This is a genomic window from Roseobacter cerffii (assembly GCF_054226325.1).
This window is the reverse complement of record NZ_CM135757.1, coordinates 1-16,755: the sequence shown is the minus strand read 5'-3', so window position 1 is coordinate 16,755 and position 16,755 is coordinate 1. Positions and strand designations below refer to the sequence as shown.

General features: G+C 63.8%; 14 protein-coding genes. 8 read left to right on the top strand and 6 right to left on the bottom strand.

The features are described 5' to 3' along the window. Positions 1-29: 29 nt before the first annotated feature. From ACVC7O_RS00070 to ACVC7O_RS00045, 6 genes are all read left to right on the top strand, one after another. Complete coding sequence (locus tag ACVC7O_RS00070; RefSeq protein WP_458324071.1) at positions 30-725, top strand: uroporphyrinogen-III synthase; 696 nt, start codon at positions 30-32, stop codon at positions 723-725. 67 nt (positions 726-792) lie between these two features. After that, complete coding sequence (locus ACVC7O_RS00065) at positions 793-2,175, top strand: COG4223 family protein (RefSeq protein ID WP_458324070.1); 1,383 nt, start codon at positions 793-795, stop codon at positions 2,173-2,175. 13 nt (positions 2,176-2,188) lie between these two features. Continuing rightward, a complete protein-coding gene (locus ACVC7O_RS00060; protein WP_458324069.1) occupies positions 2,189-3,703 on the top strand; it encodes a heme biosynthesis HemY N-terminal domain-containing protein in 1,515 nt (504 codons plus the stop codon). A gap of 56 nt (positions 3,704-3,759) precedes the next feature. Beyond that, positions 3,760-6,015, top strand: a complete 2,256-nt coding sequence (locus tag ACVC7O_RS00055) for a heavy metal translocating P-type ATPase (RefSeq protein WP_458324068.1) — start codon at positions 3,760-3,762, stop codon at positions 6,013-6,015. Then, entirely contained in the window at positions 6,012-6,410 is a 399-nt protein-coding gene (cueR, locus tag ACVC7O_RS00050; RefSeq protein WP_458324067.1) for a Cu(I)-responsive transcriptional regulator, read from the top strand. Before ACVC7O_RS00055 ends, cueR begins: the two co-directional genes overlap by 4 nt. Before the next feature lie 37 nt (positions 6,411-6,447). Beyond that, entirely contained in the window at positions 6,448-6,879 is a 432-nt protein-coding gene (locus ACVC7O_RS00045) for an acyl-CoA thioesterase (RefSeq protein ID WP_458324066.1), read from the top strand. A gap of 59 nt (positions 6,880-6,938) precedes the next feature. On the opposite strand, the gene ACVC7O_RS00040 is transcribed toward ACVC7O_RS00045, so the two are convergent. Beyond that, the gene (locus tag ACVC7O_RS00040; protein WP_458324065.1) at positions 6,939-7,715 is read right to left on the bottom strand and encodes a helix-turn-helix domain-containing protein; all 777 of its coding nucleotides are present in this window, start codon (positions 7,713-7,715) and stop codon (positions 6,939-6,941) included. A 201-nt stretch (positions 7,716-7,916) separates the two neighbouring features. Between ACVC7O_RS00040 and ACVC7O_RS00035 the strand changes: the two genes are divergently transcribed. Together ACVC7O_RS00035 and ACVC7O_RS00030 are read left to right on the top strand one after the other, a co-directional pair. Further along, positions 7,917-8,870, top strand: coding sequence for a fatty acid desaturase (locus ACVC7O_RS00035; RefSeq protein ID WP_458324064.1), 954 nt, complete (start codon positions 7,917-7,919; stop codon positions 8,868-8,870). Between the two features lie 70 nt (positions 8,871-8,940). Beyond that, positions 8,941-9,744, top strand: coding sequence for an enoyl-CoA hydratase (locus ACVC7O_RS00030; protein ID WP_458324063.1), 804 nt, complete (start codon positions 8,941-8,943; stop codon positions 9,742-9,744). 114 nt (positions 9,745-9,858) lie between these two features. On the opposite strand, the gene gyrB is transcribed toward ACVC7O_RS00030, so the two are convergent. The 5 genes from gyrB to dnaA all read right to left on the bottom strand — a co-directional run bounded on the left by gyrB (position 9,859) and on the right by dnaA (position 16,755). After that, positions 9,859-12,273 (bottom strand): DNA topoisomerase (ATP-hydrolyzing) subunit B, encoded by a 2,415-nt coding sequence (gyrB, locus tag ACVC7O_RS00025; RefSeq protein ID WP_458324062.1) that lies wholly within the window; start codon positions 12,271-12,273, stop codon positions 9,859-9,861. A gap of 78 nt (positions 12,274-12,351) precedes the next feature. Next, complete coding sequence (locus ACVC7O_RS00020; RefSeq protein WP_458324061.1) at positions 12,352-12,972, bottom strand: LysE family translocator; 621 nt, start codon at positions 12,970-12,972, stop codon at positions 12,352-12,354. After that, the gene (gene recF, locus ACVC7O_RS00015) at positions 12,969-14,072 is read right to left on the bottom strand and encodes a DNA replication/repair protein RecF (RefSeq protein ID WP_458324060.1); all 1,104 of its coding nucleotides are present in this window, start codon (positions 14,070-14,072) and stop codon (positions 12,969-12,971) included. The genes ACVC7O_RS00020 and recF overlap by 4 nt, the downstream gene beginning before the upstream one ends. Before the next feature lie 48 nt (positions 14,073-14,120). Further along, complete coding sequence (dnaN, locus tag ACVC7O_RS00010) at positions 14,121-15,239, bottom strand: DNA polymerase III subunit beta (protein WP_458324059.1); 1,119 nt, start codon at positions 15,237-15,239, stop codon at positions 14,121-14,123. Between the two features lie 142 nt (positions 15,240-15,381). Beyond that, positions 15,382-16,755, bottom strand: a complete 1,374-nt coding sequence (gene dnaA / locus ACVC7O_RS00005; RefSeq protein ID WP_458324058.1) for a chromosomal replication initiator protein DnaA — start codon at positions 16,753-16,755, stop codon at positions 15,382-15,384.

The window sequence follows — 16,755 nt, the reverse complement described above, 5'->3', positions numbered from 1 at the left end:
TGCCGAGGGTTCTGATGGGCACGCCCCCCATGTCGCTGATCTTGACGCGCCCTGCGCGGACGAATGTGCGGTTTGTCGATCAATTGCCTGACGCCCTGCGCGACCGCCTGACCATCATCGAAAGCCCGTTGATCGAGATCCTGTCGGTTGAGGCCAAGGTGGCCATTGGCCCGGAGGATGCAGTGATCTTCACCTCGGCCAATGGGGTGCGTTTCGCGCCGCAGGGGCAGGGCAGGCGGGCGTTCTGTGTGGGACCGGCGACAACAACTGCGGCCCGCGAAGCGGGTTGGAACGCGGTCTGCAAAGGCGAGACGGCGGACGCCCTCGTCGCCGCCCTTCTCGCCACGCCACTCTCTGGGCAGACGTGGCACCTGGCAGGGCGGCACACCCGGGGGCAGGTGGCCGAGCGCCTGTCCGAGAGCGGCATGCAGGTGACCCGCGTCACGCTTTACGATCAGCGCTTTACGTCGCTGACGCCCGCGGCCCGCACTGCCCTGACCGGCCCAGATCCGGTGCTCGTCGCTGTTTTTTCCCCGCGCACGGCCAAGCGCTTTGCGCAAGACTGCCCAAAGAATGCGCAGCCGCATGTGCTGGCCCTGAGCGCGGCGGTGGCCGAGCCGCTGGCGCATTTGCCGCTGAAAGCGCTTGAAATCGCCGACCACCCCACCGCCGAGGCGATGGTGGGTCGCCTTGAAAAGCTTGTGGCGCGCGTCAGCTTGGGTTGAGAGGTGCGATGCGCCCGAGTAAGGTTCTCGAGTGCGCCGCTGGGGAAGATTCGAAAAGGTGGATGTTGTGGCCAAACCCAAAAAACCGACCAAGGACAAGCCACCACAGGTGACAGAGGACGAGACGCGGGACGATCTGCCCGAGGTCTCCAAGGTCGAGACAAGCTCTGAAACACCGCCGGACGAGATCAAAGACATCGCCGCCGATGCCGATACCGTTGCCTCCGAGATCGCCGACGATCCTCAAATCGAGAAGCCTGCCGAGACTGTTGAGGCCGCCGATGACATCGACGAGCGGACCGAAGGATTTGTCTGGGCCGACACCGTCGAGACGCATGAGCCGGATACGGACGACACGCGTCCGGGGGATGACACGCTGGAAAATGCCAGCACGCTTACCGAAGAGAGCCTCCCCGGTGATACGGTCGAACTGGCTGCTGATCCGGAACCGGACCCACAGCCCGAACCAGAGACACAGGTCGAGGACAGCCCACCGCCGCAACCCGTCCCCCCACAGCCGCGCGCCAGCTTCTGGCCTGCGGTATTTGGCGGGATCGTCGCAGCACTTCTGGGCTTCATCGCGGGCCGCGGAGATATGCTCGATGCCTATCTGCCGCGCGCCAACACGCCAGAGCCGGTCGATCTCACGCCTCTGACCACCGAGATCGCGGGCCTGTCCGACCGGCTCACCACGCTCGAGACGGCAGAGGCGCCAGAGATGCCCGAGGTTCCCGATGTGTCAGCCGAGCTTGGGGACGTCAGCCAATCGCTTGCGTCGATTGAGACAAGCCTGCAAACGCTCACCGCGCGGCTCGACGCGGTCGAAGCGCGCCCGGCGGTCGAACCCGTCGCGCCACCACCAGACAACAGCGAAGAGCTGGCCGCGCTGCAGTCGTCGATCGATGAGCTTGAAGCCCGCTTGGCCGAGGAAGACGCCCGCGCAAGCGCTGAAGCAGAGCGTCTGCTGGCGCGCGCGGCCCTGACGCGCGTGGTCACCGCAGTCGAAAGCGGTGAAGCTTTCGAGCCCGCGCTGGGCGCACTGGAAGAAGTCACCCCCGTGGAAGTGCCGGATGCCCTGCGCAGTGCCGCCCTTGAGGGTGTGCCGACGGTCGCGGCCTTGCGGGAATCCTTCCCTGAAGCGGCCCGCGCGGGTCTTGCCGCCGCCCGGGCCGAAGTGCCTGAATCCGAAGTGCAAGGCATCGGTGGCTTCCTTCGCCGACAGCTCAGCGCACGCTCGGTCACGCCGCGCGAAGGTTCCGACCCCGATGCAGTGTTGTCCCGCGCCGAAGCGGCTCTGCAGGCGGGGGATCTCGATACGGCGCTGGCAGAGACGGACGCGCTGCCCGATGCGTCCAAGGCAGCCATGCAGGATTGGCTGGCGGGGGCCACGGCCCGCAAGGCGGCAGGCGATGCCGCCAAGGCCCTCTCCGACAGTCTGACGGTCAATTAAGAAAGTCGATTTTATGCTCTGGTCCCTTATCAAGATTATCCTCTTCGTCGGGGTCGTCGCCGCACTTGCGCTGGGCGCGGGCTACCTGCTGGAAAGCCAGGGCGGCGTGCAGGTCACCGTCATGGGCAGCGAATATACCTTTGGCCCGCTGCAATCGGTGATCGCGGTGGTCGTGCTCGTCGTGGCGGTCTGGATTTTGCTCAAGCTGCTGTCGTTACTGCTCGCGACCTGGAAATTCCTGAATGGCGATGAAACCGCATTGTCGCGCTATTTCGACCGCAACCGCGAGCGCAAGGGCTTTGACGCACTCTCCGAGGGCATGATGGCGCTGGCCAGTGGGGAAGGCCGGGTGGCCATGGCCAAGGCCGCCAAGGCCGACCGCTATCTCAAGAAGCCCGAGCTGACCAACCTGTTGACCGCGCAGGCCGCCGAGATGGCGGGCGACCGTCGCAAGGCGGAGGAGACCTACAAGAAGCTTGTGACCAATGACGCCACGCGCTTTGTCGGCGTGCGCGGCATCCTCAAGCAGAAGCTGGCAGATGGCGACACGGAAACGGCTCTAAAGCTGGCGGAAAAGGCGTTTTCCATCAAACCCAAGCACGAAGAGATCCAGGATGTTCTCCTGCGTCTTCAGGCCCAGAACGAGGATTGGTCAGGTGCCCGTCAGACGCTAAGCGCCAAGCTGAAATACGGCAGTCTGCCGCGCGATGTGCACAAACGTCGCGATGCCGTGCTGGCGCTGTCGGAGGCCAAGGATATCCTCGATGGCGACGCCAGCATCGAGACGCAGGAAAAGGCGATCGAGGCCAACAAGCTTTCGCCCGACCTCATTCCCGCCGCCGTCATGGCCGCGCAAAGCTATATCGAGAAGGGCAAGCCGCGTTATGCCACGCGGATCATCAAGAAGGCCTGGGAGACCATGCCGCACCCCGATCTCGCCTCGACCTTCGCCGCCATCGCGCCGGATGAGACGCCGAGCGAGCGGATCAAGCGCTTTGCCCTGCTGACCCGGATCAACCCGCAAAACCCCGAGACAAAGATGCTGCTGGCCGAGCTGCACATCGCCAATGAAGACTTCCCCGAAGCCCGCCGCGCCTTGGGCGATCTGGTGGAAACCGATCCCACGGCCCGGTCTGTCACGCTGATGGCGGCGATTGAACGCGGTGAAGGAGCCGATGACGCGGTGGTCCGTGGCTGGCTGGCGCGGGCGCTTACCGTCTCGCGCGGGCCGCAATGGATCTGTGACAATTGCCAGCACATCCATGCCGAATGGGCGCCGATTTGCGAGAACTGCGAAAGCTTTGACACGCTGTCCTGGAGGACGCCGCCCATTGCCGAGGTGGCGATGCCGGGCGGCGTGCAGATGCTGCCCCTTATCGTCGGCGCGGTCGAGGATCAGGTCAGCACCCCATCCGAAGACGACACGTCTGACGCCGACGACATCCCCGAGGCCGAACTGCTTGACGCCGAAGAGGTCACGCCGGACGAGATGCCCGCCGAGGAAGAAAAACGCACTCAAGGCGCTTGACCTTCCAGTAACTGGAGGCCTTATGTCACCCGTGAACCATTGCGGGGCCTCCGGCTATGCGCGAGCTGCAGACGATCACACTCACCGTTGACAACATGTCCTGCGCGTCCTGCGTGGGACGCGTCGACCGTGCTTTGGCCGCCGTGCCAGGCGTGCGCGAGGTGGCCGTGAACCTGGCGACCGAGGAGGCCACCGTTCAGGTCGGCGCCGGTGGCCCGACGGCAGAGACGCTTGCCGAGACCGCGACCCGCGCAGGCTATCCCGCGCAGGTGCTGAAAGCCCGCGCGCCTGACACAGCCCAGGACCGCAAGACCGAAGAGGCCCAGGCGCTCGCGCAGCGGACCTGGCTTGCAGGGCTCTTGGCGCTGCCGGTCGTGGTGCTCGAAATGGGCAGTCACATGATCCCCGCGTTCCACCATCTGGTGATGCAGACCATCGGGATGCAGCAAAGCTGGTGGATTCAGGCCGTGCTGACCACGCTCATCCTCGCCGGACCGGGTCGGGCCTTCTATACCAAGGGCGTCGCAGCCCTCCTGCACCGCGCCCCGGATATGAACAGCCTCGTCGCCGTCGGGACCTCTGCGGCCTATGGCTATTCGCTCTGCGTGCTGCTCGCCCCGGGCCTCCTGCCGGACGCGGCCCGTGTCGTCTATTTCGAGGCCGCTGCAGTAATCGTCTTCTTCATCCTTCTGGGCCGTTCACTCGAGGCCCGTGCCAAAGGGCGGACCGGCGCGGCCATCCGCGCGCTGCTCAAGCTGCAACCGAAGACCGCGCAGGTCCTGCGGGATGGCACGTCGCAGACCATCGCGGTGGACCAGATCGTGCCCGGCGACATCATCCTCCTGCGTCCGGGCGAGCGTGTGCCTGTCGACGCCACCGTCACCGAAGGCACCAGCCATCTCGATGAAAGCATGATCACGGGCGAGCCGATTCCGGTCGAGAAACACGCGGGCGATCCGGTCACCGGCGGCACGATCAATGGTCCCGGCAGCCTCACGCTGCGCGCCACCCATGTGGGGGCCGAGACGGTGCTTGCCGGCATCATTCGCATGGTGCAGGACGCCCAGGGCGCCAAGCTGCCGATCCAGGCGCTGGTTGACCGGGTGACCCTCTGGTTCGTGCCCACCGTGCTTGGCCTCGCCGCGCTCACCGTGCTGCTCTGGCTCGCCTTCGGGCCCACGCCGGTCGTCTCTTACGCGCTCGTCGCCGGGGTCGCGGTGCTGATCATTGCCTGCCCCTGCGCCATGGGGCTTGCCACGCCCACGTCGATCATGGTCGCCACCGGCCGCGCCGCCGAGCTGGGCGTGCTGTTCCGCAAAGGCGACGCGTTGCAGGCGCTCGCCGATGTCGATGTGGTGGCCTTCGACAAGACGGGCACGCTGACCGAAGGCGCGCCGGTGCTGAGCAGTTTCGAGCCCTTGGGTCCGATGGACCGTGGCACCGCCCTGTCCCTCGTGGCAGCGGTCGAAGGGCGGGTCGAACATCCGGTGGCCCGTGCGATCGTCGAGGCCGCGCACGCTGAGGGTCTGGAGATCCCAGACGCGCAGGAGGTCACCGCCCTCAGCGGTCTGGGCGCACAGGGACAGGTCGCCGGGCAGCGTATCCTTGTGGGCTCCGAGGCGCTGATGCAGGAGAATGGCATGGTCCTCGGCGATGCTCTGGCGGTGGCTGACGCCCGCGCTGCCGCAGGCGAGACGGTGTTCTTTGCCGCCATCGGTGACACAGCCGCTGCGCTCATTTCCGTCACGGATCAGATCAAGCCCAATGCGGCTGAGATCATCGCCGATCTGCACAGGCAAGGTCTGCGCGTGGCGATGATCACCGGCGACAAACAGGAAACGGCCGACGCTGTGGCCCGCGAGATCGGCATTGATGATGTCATTGCCCGTGTCTTGCCACAGGGTAAAACCGCCGCGTTAGAGACACTTCAGGCGGATGGCGCCAAGGTCGCTTTCGTCGGTGACGGCATCAATGACGCTCCTGCGCTGGCGCAGGCCGATGTGGGCATTGCCATTGGCAGCGGCACCGATATCGCCATTGGCGCGGCGGATGTGGTGCTGATGTCCGGCGATCTGCGCGGCGTGCAAACGGCGATGAGCGTCTCCCGCGCCGCGATGCGCAACATCCGCCAGAACCTGTTCTGGGCCTTCGCCTACAACACCGCGCTCATCCCGGTCGCCGCAGGCGCGCTCTACGCCAGCTTCGGGCTGCTCCTGTCGCCGCAACTCGCCGCCGGGGCCATGGCGCTCTCCAGCCTCTTCGTGCTGAGCAACGCGCTGCGCCTGCGCGGGCTCAAGAGAGAATCCGCATGAACATCTCCGACGTCGCCGACAGCACTGGCCTGCCCGTGAAAACCATCCGCTACTATGAGGACATCGGCCTGATCACGCCTGCGCGCAGCGCCAATGGCTACCGCGATTTCTCCGACAGTGATCTGCACAAGCTCGCCTTCATCGGGCGCGCCCGCTCGCTTGGGTTCGGGATCGAGGCCTGCCGCGATCTGCTGCGGCTCTACAACGACCAGACGCGCGCCAGCGCCGATGTGAAGCGGCTCGCGCAAGCGCACCTCAGTGAGATCGATCGCAAGATCGCCGAGCTTGGCCAGATGCGCGATACGCTCTCACACCTGATCGATGCCTGCGCGGGCAATGACCGTCCCGATTGCCCCATCCTCGCCGACCTCGCCGCCGACCGCGGCAGCGCTTGACCCTTGACGCCGCGCGCAGACCGGTCACGGTGTGCGGATGAGCGAGATTTTCCAACACCAGATCAAGGTGCTCTTCCAGCACTGCGATCCTGCCGGCATCGTCTTCTACCCACGCTACTTCGAGATGGTGAACCAGACCGTCGAGGAATGGCATGACGCGGGCCTCGGCCATTCCTTTTCGCAGATGCACATGGAGTCGGGCTATGGCGTGCCCACGGTCTCCATCGGCGCCGAGTTCACCGCGCCCAGCAAGATGGGCGATATGCTCACCTGGTCGCTGTCGGTCCTGCGGTTAGGCCGCACCTCGGCGCACCTGCGGATCACGGCGAAATGCGCGGGCGAACTGCGCATGACCGCGACACCGGTGCTCGTCTACGTGCACATGGAAAGCGGGCGCCCGGTGCCCTGGTCCGACGATCTGCGCGCCGAGATGCAGCGGTATCTCAGCGGCGAGACTGCGTCGGACTAAATATCTCGATACTATCGTTCTAACCCTTCCGCCCGCCTGACTGGCCAGACCAAGCGGCCCTAGCGTACCCTCTCCGCCAGATTCTCCAGCATCTCATGCACCACATCCGCGCCAACGATCGCCCGCCGCACAAGCCGGTCGAACTGTTTGGCGAAGCCGCGGATCTGGTCCGGGCTGCTGATCACCAGATACGCATCGCCAATATAGAGCGCCACGCGCTGCTTGCCGAAGACCGTGAAGGGCGCAGAAAACGTCTGCGTCCCGTCATAGAGATGAAGCCGCAGCGCTGGGTAATTCTTGCGACAGACCCCGGCCATATAGGCCAGTTGCTCGCGGCATTGCTCGGGGTCCGCCCCGCGCCACAGGCCACTGCGCGCGGACAGATCCTGCACTGTTTGGACCGGCATCGCGATCTCCACATCCATGTCGTCGAGCGACACCTGCTCCAGCACATTCTCCACCCCGCCACCGCGTGCATCCGGCACATTCTCTGGTGAGAAGCTCACGATATCCGGCAGGGTCGAGGGCACATAGCGCAGCTTGAACCCCGAGGCCGCGCTGCGCCACTGGTCCAGCGGGGTGGACCCATCCGCCTGCACCGCCTTCTCGATCTGCACGCTTTCGGCGACCTCCTGTCGCCCCTCCGGCGCATTCTCGAGGCACAGCAGCCAATCCACCGACACCCCGCTCACCCGTGCAATCCGCCGCAGCGTTTCGGCGCGAGGCAGCCGGTCGCTCTCGGGGTTCAGGAACTGGCTGAGCGCCGAGCGGTCCATGCCCACGTCCCGTAGAAACTGGCCCTTGCCCGCCGGGTGCGAGGCCAGGACCTGTTTCAACCGTTCCTTGAATCCTGCCGAGAGATCACGCCTATCCACGCTGTGAGAATACATCAAATGTGTAAGATCACAACAAAATCGCGGTTAAGTTACATAAGTAATGCAGGTAACGCAAATTCACGCTCTTGCGGCATTTGCCAGCCAGGCCAGAATAGATGGAGAAATTTTCAACTGCAAAACCCATTGAAAGAAAGGGATAAATTGAAGGCCCCGGACGTAAATGACACGCCGGTCATCGAATGGCCCACCCTCTTCATCTGTGTGCTCTGCTACGCTGGCTTTGCACTTTCAACAACGTCTTCTGACACCTTCGGCCTCTTGGCCACGGGCCTGATCCTCACCCTGTCCCTCACGCTCTATTCCTCCTTCAGCCACGAGGTGCTGCACGGCCACCCGTTCCGGAATGAGCGGTTGAACACCGCGCTGGTCTTACCCGCGTTGGGCCTGTTGATCCCCTATCACCGGTTCCGTGACACGCATCTGGCGCATCACCATGACCCGGCGCTGACCGACCCCTACGACGATCCGGAAAGCAACTTCATTGACCCGGCTGTTTGGGTGCACTGGAGCCCGCCGCGCCGGTTGATCTACACGTGGAACAACACGCTTTTGGGCCGGATACTGATCGGCCCGCTCATCGGGCTCATCGCTTTCTACAAGGCGGATCTTTCCGCTATTCGGGACAAAACCATCAACGTTAGAGACGCATATGTCTTCCATATCCTCGGCCTCATCCCCGTGGGTCTGTGGTGGATTTTCGTGGCCGATATGCCCGTGTGGCTCTACCTGCTCAGTGCCTATGCCAGCCACTCGATCCTGAAAATCCGGACCTTCCTTGAGCATCGCGCGCATGAACGTGCCCGCTGCCGCAGCGTGATCATCGAAGACCGGGGCCCGCTCGCCTTCCTCTTCCTGCACAACAATCTGCACGCCGTCCATCACGCGCACCCGCGTATGCCATGGTACCAGCTCAGGGCCTACTATGGGGCCCGTCGCGCCGCCTTTCTGCAGCGCAACGGCGGCTATGCGTATCGCTCCTACGCGCAAATCGCGCGGCTGTTCCTCTTCAAAACGAAGGATCCGGTGCCGCATCTGCTCTGGGACACGCCGGAGTTCCATGCAGAGCGTGCGCAGGACGCGCAGCCAGGCGCCTGACATTTTCCTTGCAGTCGCGCCGCAGTTCCCGCTTTGATACTGCGACGCCGGACCGAGGGGGAGATCGCAAATGACAGACACAGATGCACCGGTCCTGCTGGACCGCGCCGAGGGGATCGCGACGATCACGCTGAACCGGCCCAAGTCGCTGAATGCGCTGTCCGAGGATATGCTGGCGGCGCTGCAAGCGACACTCGATGACATCGCGACGGACCGCGAGACGCGGGCGGTCATCCTGCGCGGCGCAGGCAATCATTTCTGCGCGGGTCACAACCTCAAGGAAATGACCGCGCGGCGCGCGGATGCGGATGGCGGCAAGGCTTACTTCAACGGGCTCTTCGCCACCTGCTCGAAGATGATGTTGTCCATCGTGAACCTACCGCAGCCGGTGATTGCCGAGGTGCAGGGGATCGCCACCGCCGCAGGCTGCCAACTCGTGGCAACCTGCGATCTTGCGGTGGCGTCTGAGACCGCAACATTTGCCACCTCTGGCGTGAACATCGGCCTGTTCTGCTCGACGCCCATGGTCGCGCTGTCCCGCAACCTCTCGCGCAAACAGGCGATGGAGATGTTGCTTTTGGGCGAATTCCAGAGCGCCGAGCGCGCCGCCGAGATGGGTCTGATCAACCAGGTGGTCTCGCAGGCCGAGCTTTCTGCTGCGGCCCGCGTGATGGCCGCCAAGATCGTCTCCAAGGCGCCGGTTGCTGTGAAAATCGGCAAGCAGGCCTTCTATGAGCAGGCCGACATGGGGCTGACCGACGCCTATGCCTACACGGGTGCTGGCATGGCCGAGAACATGCTCGCCCGTGACACTGAGCGGGGGATCGAGGCCTTTATCGCGAAAAAACCCATGCCAGAGTGGTTGGATGACTGACGCGGTATCTTCTGGTGCTCGCGACTGATCGGTCCGGGGGTATGAGCAAGCCGCCTCACCCCCATCGAGGGGGATCGGCGGCTGTCCGGCGGTGCCGGACGGGCGCGCGCCGGATCAGAAGTCCAGGTTTTCCACGCTTAGCGCATTCTGCTGGATGAATTCCCGCCGCGGCTCGACCACGTCGCCCATCAGCTTGGTGAAAATGTCATCGGCCTCGGCCATATCGTCCACCTTCACCTGCAACAGGGTGCGCGCATCCGGGTCCAGCGTTGTTTCCCAAAGCTGATCGGGGTTCATTTCGCCCAGCCCCTTGTAGCGTTGCAGCGACAGCCCCTTCTCGCCCTCCTGCAGGATTGCATCGAGCAGGTCCAGTGGCCCGAGGATCGTCTGCATGCGGTCCTTGCGCACCAGCGTCGCGGGCAGGTTGTAGGTCTCCTGCAATTCCTTGGTGAAGCTGCCCGTGCGCTTCGCCTCACCCCCGCGCAGGATGCGCCCATCCAGCGTGCGTACTTCTTCGACGCCACGCAGGATACGAGCCAACCGGATGCCGTGATCCTGCGTGATCCGCCCCTGCCAACCCCGCTCGTATTCCTCGGCGATGAGGTTCAGCCGCGCGGCCACCTTGTCGGCCGTACCCTGCAGGTCTGCGTCCACGACCCCGGGCGCAAAGGCCCCTGCAATCGCCGCCTGCTCGAGGATGTGGCGCGGGTAGTGCGTCGGGAAGGCCTCGAGCACGCGGCGCATCTGCCGTGCCAGTTCGACCACGCGCATCAGGTCCGCGCCCGCGATCTCATCACCATTGCCCTGCCGCAGCATTGCGCCCTCAACGCCCTGATTGATCAGATATTCTTCCATCGCTGCTTCGTCCTTGAGGTAGACCTCGGACTTGCCGCGCGAGACCTTATAGAGCGGCGGCTGCGCGATATAGAGATGCCCCTGCTCGATCAGTTCCGGCATCTGCCGATAGAAGAACGTGAGCAGCAGCGTGCGGATATGCGCGCCGTCCACATCCGCATCGGTCATGATTACGATCTTGTGGTAGCGCAGCTTGTCGATGTTGAACTCGTCGCGTCCGATGCCGGTGCCGAGCGCCATGACGAGGTTCCCGATTTCCTGGCTGGAGAGCATCCGGTCAAACCGCGCCCGCTCCACATTCAGGATCTTCCCTTTCAGCGGCAGGATGGCCTGCGTCTGCCGGTCCCGTCCAGTCTGTGCCGATCCGCCCGCCGAGTCCCCCTCGACCAGAAAAACTTCGGTCTTAGACGGATCCTTCTCAGAACAGTCCTTCAGCTTGCCAGCCAGGAAGTTCACGTCCATCGCCGTCTTGCGCCGTGTCAGCTCGCGCGCCTTCCGCGCCGCCTCGCGAGCCTGTGCCGCCTCGATGATCTTGCTGACGACGATCCGCGCCTCGTTCGGGTTCTCCTCGAACCACTCGGCCAGCTTCTCGTTCATCAGCCCTTCCACCGCCGGGCGCACCTCGGACGACACCAACTTGTCCTTGGTCTGGGAACTGAACTTCGGGTCCGGCACCTTCACCGACAACACACAGGTCAGCCCCTCCCGTGCATCATCGCCCGTGAAGCTGACCTTCTCTTTCTTCGCAATCCCGCTTGACTGCGCGTAGTTGTTGATCGTCCGCGTCAGCGCCCCGCGAAAGCCGGCCAGATGCGTGCCGCCATCGCGCTGCGGGATGTTGTTGGTGAAGGGCAGCACATTCTCGTGGTAACTGTCGTTCCACCACATGGCGATTTCCACGCCAATCTCGTCGCGCTCACCCTGGATGAAAATCGGCTCCGGCATGACCGAGCTCTTCGACCGATCCAGGTACTTCACAAACTCCTTCACACCGCCCTCGTAGAAGAGCTCCGAGCGCAGGCTCTCTGCGGGCCGCTCGTCCATCAGAATGATCCGCACGCCGGAATTCAGAAACGCCAGCTCGCGCAGCCGCTTTTCCAGCACCTCGAAGGAATACTCGATGTTCGAAAACGTGTCGGTCGAGGCCATGAACCGCACCTCGGTGCCAGTCCGATCAGTCTCACCAACCACCTCCAGATGCTTGACGGTAAAACCCCCTTCGAAGCGCGCCACATGTTCCTTGCCTTCGCGCCAGATCCGCAGCTCCAGCCAGTCGGAGAGCGCGTTCACCACCGACACACCCACCCCATGCAGACCGCCCGAGACCTTGTAGGAGTTGCTGTCGAACTTTCCGCCCGCGTGCAGCTGGGTCATGATCACCTCGGCGGCGGACACACCCTCTTCCTCGTGAATCCCCACCGGAATTCCGCGCCCATTGTCGCTCACCGAGACCGAGGAATCTTCGTGAATGGTAACGGTAACAGCATCCGCATGACCGGCCAGCGCCTCGTCGATGCCGTTGTCCACCACCTCATAGACCATGTGGTGCAGGCCCGAGCCGTCATCGGTGTCGCCGATGTACATGCCGGGCCGCTTGCGGACAGCCTCTAAGCCCTTGAGAACCTTGATCGAATTAGCGCCATACTCGTCTGGCGTTTGCTCGTTGTCGGACATGCCGCACCACCTTTGTATTTTTCATGTTTTATAAGGTTTCTAAGGAGGAATGTCACGCAAATGGCACAATATTTTGTGTCAGGCGAAGGGGATAACCACACCGACCAAGATCAGCAAAACCCCCGAGATCACGTTGATCCGCGCGAGCGTCCGAGGGGCCGTGATCAGGGCCCGCACATGGCCCACGCAGGCGGCCAGCAACAGGTTGCCAATGAGCGGAATGGCGACCGAGGCGGTAATGATCGCACCGACATCCGGCGCGGTCACAGCGCGCAGGTCGAAGAAGCCCGGCAGCACCCCGATGTAGAACAGCACCGCCTTCGGATTGCCGAGGATCGCCACCAGCCCCGCTAGGAACCCAGGCCAGACACCGGGGCGGGTCAACCGGCTGTCGGTGCTGATCTTCTGGTCCGCGTGCCGGATCAGCAAGAGCCCCATGCCGATGAATACCCCGCAGGCGACCCAGCGCAGCACCGCCATGAACACATCAAAGACCGACAGCACCCAGGAGATGCCCAGCACCGCCACCAGTGGCCAGAGGATGTCCCCCACGGCCACCCCCACCGCCAGCGGCCAGGCCGCGCCAAACCCGCCCGAGAGCGCCCGCGCCATCAGTGCCAGCCAGACCGGCCCCGGCGTCAGGAATAGGATCACCAGCGCGCCCGCATAAAGCAGCAGATCACCCCAGGCGATGGTCACGGGCGGGCCACCAGCTCCGACAACCCGTCGCTGTCGCGCACCTCGATGTATTGCGCCCGATCCCCCATCGCCGCAAAGAGCTCAGGCTCCGTGCCCGTCATCCAGGCCTGCGCGCCGAGGGCTGCGATCTCGTCGTAAAGCGCCGCGCGCCGGTCCGGGTCCAGATGTGCGGCCACCTCATCGAGCAGCAAGAGCGGCGGCGCCCCGAAGTCCCGCGCCAGCGCCCGTGCGTTGGCGAGGATCAGCGAGACCAGCAGCGCCTTCTGCTCGCCCGTCGAGCAGTCCCTCGCAGGCACGCCCTTCGCCGCATAGACACCGGAGATATCCGCGCGATGCGGCCCGATCAGGCTGCGCCCCGCCGCGACATCCCGCGGGCGGCTCTCAGCCAGCGCCGTTCGTAACTCGTCAATCGTCTGGGGCAGTTCTCCCTCCGCATGGGTCAGCGTCAGCTCTGCCGCCGGAAAGGCCGTCTGTGCACCCTCCTGCGCCTCGGCCAACTGGGCAAGCGCTGCCCGCCGATTGGCATTGATCACCACCCCGGTCTCCGCCATTTTCGTCTCTAACGCGGCATACCAGGCCGGGTCGCGCACCATATCCTTGAGCAAACGGTTGCGCTCGCGCATGGCGCGCTCATAGGCCAGCGTCGCCTCCGCGTGGCCGGGCTCAAAGCTCAGCGTCATCCGGTCGAGAAACCGCCGCCGTCCTTCCGGCCCTTCGATCCACAGCCGATCCATGGCCGGGATCAGCCAGAGAACCCGCGCAATCCGCCCGAGGGCCACCTGCGGGGCCGCCTTCTCATCGATCCGCACTTGCCGGGCCGCGCCGCCTTCCGACCAGATCTCGATCTCATGCAGCTGATGCAGCGACTGCAACACACCCGAGATCTTCCAACCCAGGGCCTCGGGCCGCCGCGTCATATCCTCCGCACTCGACCGCCGCAGCCCGCGTCCCGGCGAGAACAGCGACACCGCCTCCAGCACATTGGTCTTGCCCGCCCCATTCGCGCCATAGAGCGCCACGGGCCGCCCATCGAGCGTCAGCCGCCCGACCTTGTGAGATCTGAAATGAGATAGGGTCAACGCCGAAAGGTACAGCGCCATGGCTCACACCTTCTTTGGCTAAGAGATTTCCCGGCAGGACGCCGGAGGTCAGACGCGCATCGGCATGACCACATAGACCGCCGATTGGTCATTGCCTTCCCGCATCAGGGTCGGATCGCCCGAGGAGTTAAACAGAAACACCGCATTTTCCCGGTCCACCTGGCTGGCGATCTCCAGCAAGTACTTGGCATTAAACCCAATTTCGAGTTTTTCATCGCCATAGGCGACGGCCAGCTCTTCCTCTGCGGCGCCTGAATCCGGGGCATTCACCGACAGCACCAATCGGTCTTCGTCGAGTTGCAGCTTCACTGCGCGCGAGCGTTCGGAGCTCACCGTCGCCACCCGATCCACCGCCTGGGCAAAGTCGGAGGCATCCACCTCCAGCTTGCGCGCATTGTTCTGCGGAATGACCCGCGTGTAGTCGGGGAATGTCCCGTCGATCACCTTCGAGGTCAGCGTGATGTCGGGCGTGGCAAAGCGCACCTTGGTCTCGCTCACTGACACAGCGATTTTCATCTCGTCATCGTCCAGCAGCTTGCGCAACTCGCCCACGGTCTTGCGCGGCACAATCACCCCCGGCATGTCAGCCGCTCCGTCGGGCAGCTCCGCGTCAATGCGGGCCAGCCGGTGCCCATCAGTCGCCACACAGCGCAGGCTCTGCCCACCGTCCGCATCGGCGATGTGCATATAGACACCGTTGAGATAATAGCGCGTCTCTTCGGTCGAGATGGCAAACTTCGATTTGTCAAAGAGCCGTCGCAGCACCGGCGCAGAGGCCGAGAAATTTGAGGCGTACTCCGACGACGCCATGACCGGGAAGTCTTCCTTGGGCAGCGTCGCGAGCGAGAAATTCGACCGCCCCGCTTCGACCGTCAGCCGACCCGTCGCGCCATCGGCGGTCAGCGTGACCAGCGCGCCATCCGGCAGCTTACGCACAATCTCATGTAGCGTGGTGGCCGCGACCGTCGTGGCGCCCGCGCGCTCCACCTGTGCAGGCGCTTTGTCAACCACCTCGATATCGAGGTCCGTCGCGCGGAAGGTCACATCACTGCCTTCCGCTTCAATCAGGACGTTGGCGAGGATCGGGATCGTATTGCGCCGTTCGACCACCGACTGGGCTTGGCTCACGGCCTTGAGCAGGGACGCGCGTTCAATACTGATCTTCATGTGCCTTATCCTCCCAGCAGCCGGGAGGAGCAAACTACCCTCTTCTACCGACTTCACAAGCGTTTTATTGGTTTGTGTGGTGGAAAGGGCAGGGCGTCAAGACCCGTCGCTGCATTGCCGCACGACGGGTCCTGATATGTGACTATTCTTCCAGCGCGCGGCGCAGAAGTTCCAGATCTTCAGCGATCTGACCGTCTTGGGTCTTCAGCTCTTCGATCCGCTTCACCCCGTGCATGACGGTCGTGTGATCGCGCCCGCCAAAGCGGCGTCCGATCTCGGGCAGCGACCGGCTGGTCATCTTCTTGCAGAGGTACATCGCCACCTGCCGGGGCCTGGCATAGCTCCGCAACCGCTTCGGCCCGATCATGTCCGACAAGCGAATGTTGTAGTGATCCGACACTTTCCGTTGGATCTCCTCGACCGTAATCTTGCGCTCCGAGGCGCGCAGCACGTCCGACAGGCAATCCTGCGTCAGCTCCATGTTGATCTCGCGGCCCACCAGCGAGGCGAAGGCAAAGAGCCGGGTCAGCGCACCTTCCAGCACCCGCACGTTGGTCGAGATGCGATGCGCGAGGAACTCCAGCACACCCGCCTCGACCTCAAGGTCCGGGTAGTTCACGCGCTGCTGCTCCACCTTGCTCTGCAGGATGCCGAGGCGCAGCTCATAGTCTGTCGGGTGCAGGTCCACGACCAGCCCGCACTGCAGGCGCGACTTCACGCGATCTTCCAGATCCTTGATCTCGCCGGGCGCACGATCGGCAGAGATGATGATCTGCTTGTTCTGATCCACCAGCGCGTTGAACGTGTGAAAGAACTCCTCTTGCGTGGAATCCTTGCCCGCGATGAACTGCACATCATCCACCATCAGCACATCGACCGAGCGGAAGATTTCCTTGAAATCCATCATTTTGCGGTCGCGCAGGGCTTGCACGAAGCGGTACATGAACTGTTCGGCAGAGAGGTAGAGGACGTTCATCTCGGGGCGGCGCAGACGCAATTCATGGGCAATCGCGTGCATCAGGTGGGTCTTACCCAGACCAACGCCCCCGTATAGAAAGAGCGGGTTGAAGGTCACCGGGCCGCCCTCCGCCACACGGCGCGCCGCCGCGTGGGCCAATTCGTTGGGCTTGCCGACTACGAAGGTGTCGAAGGTAAAGCGCTTGTCGAGCGGCGCTGTCGTCAGCGCATTGCCCACCGCCTGTTTCGCGGCCCGCGGCGCCTCTGGGCGCTGCTCGGCGGCGGGAGCGTCGTCCATCTCGGCTCCGGCACCCACTGCGGCGGGCACTGCAAAGCGCAGCCGTCGCAGGCTCGGGTCTTCCGTCTTCAATTCATGCAGGATCAGATCGGCGAAATTCTGGCTCACGTAATTGCCCAGAAAGTTCGTCGGCACATCGAAGGTTGCGATCCCGTCGTTTGCGGCCCGAAACTCGATCGGCTCGATCCAATTGGTATAGTTGTTTTGCCCTACCGTTTTCAGCAGTCGCTGCCTCAACTGCCCCCACTTTTCTTTAGTCAT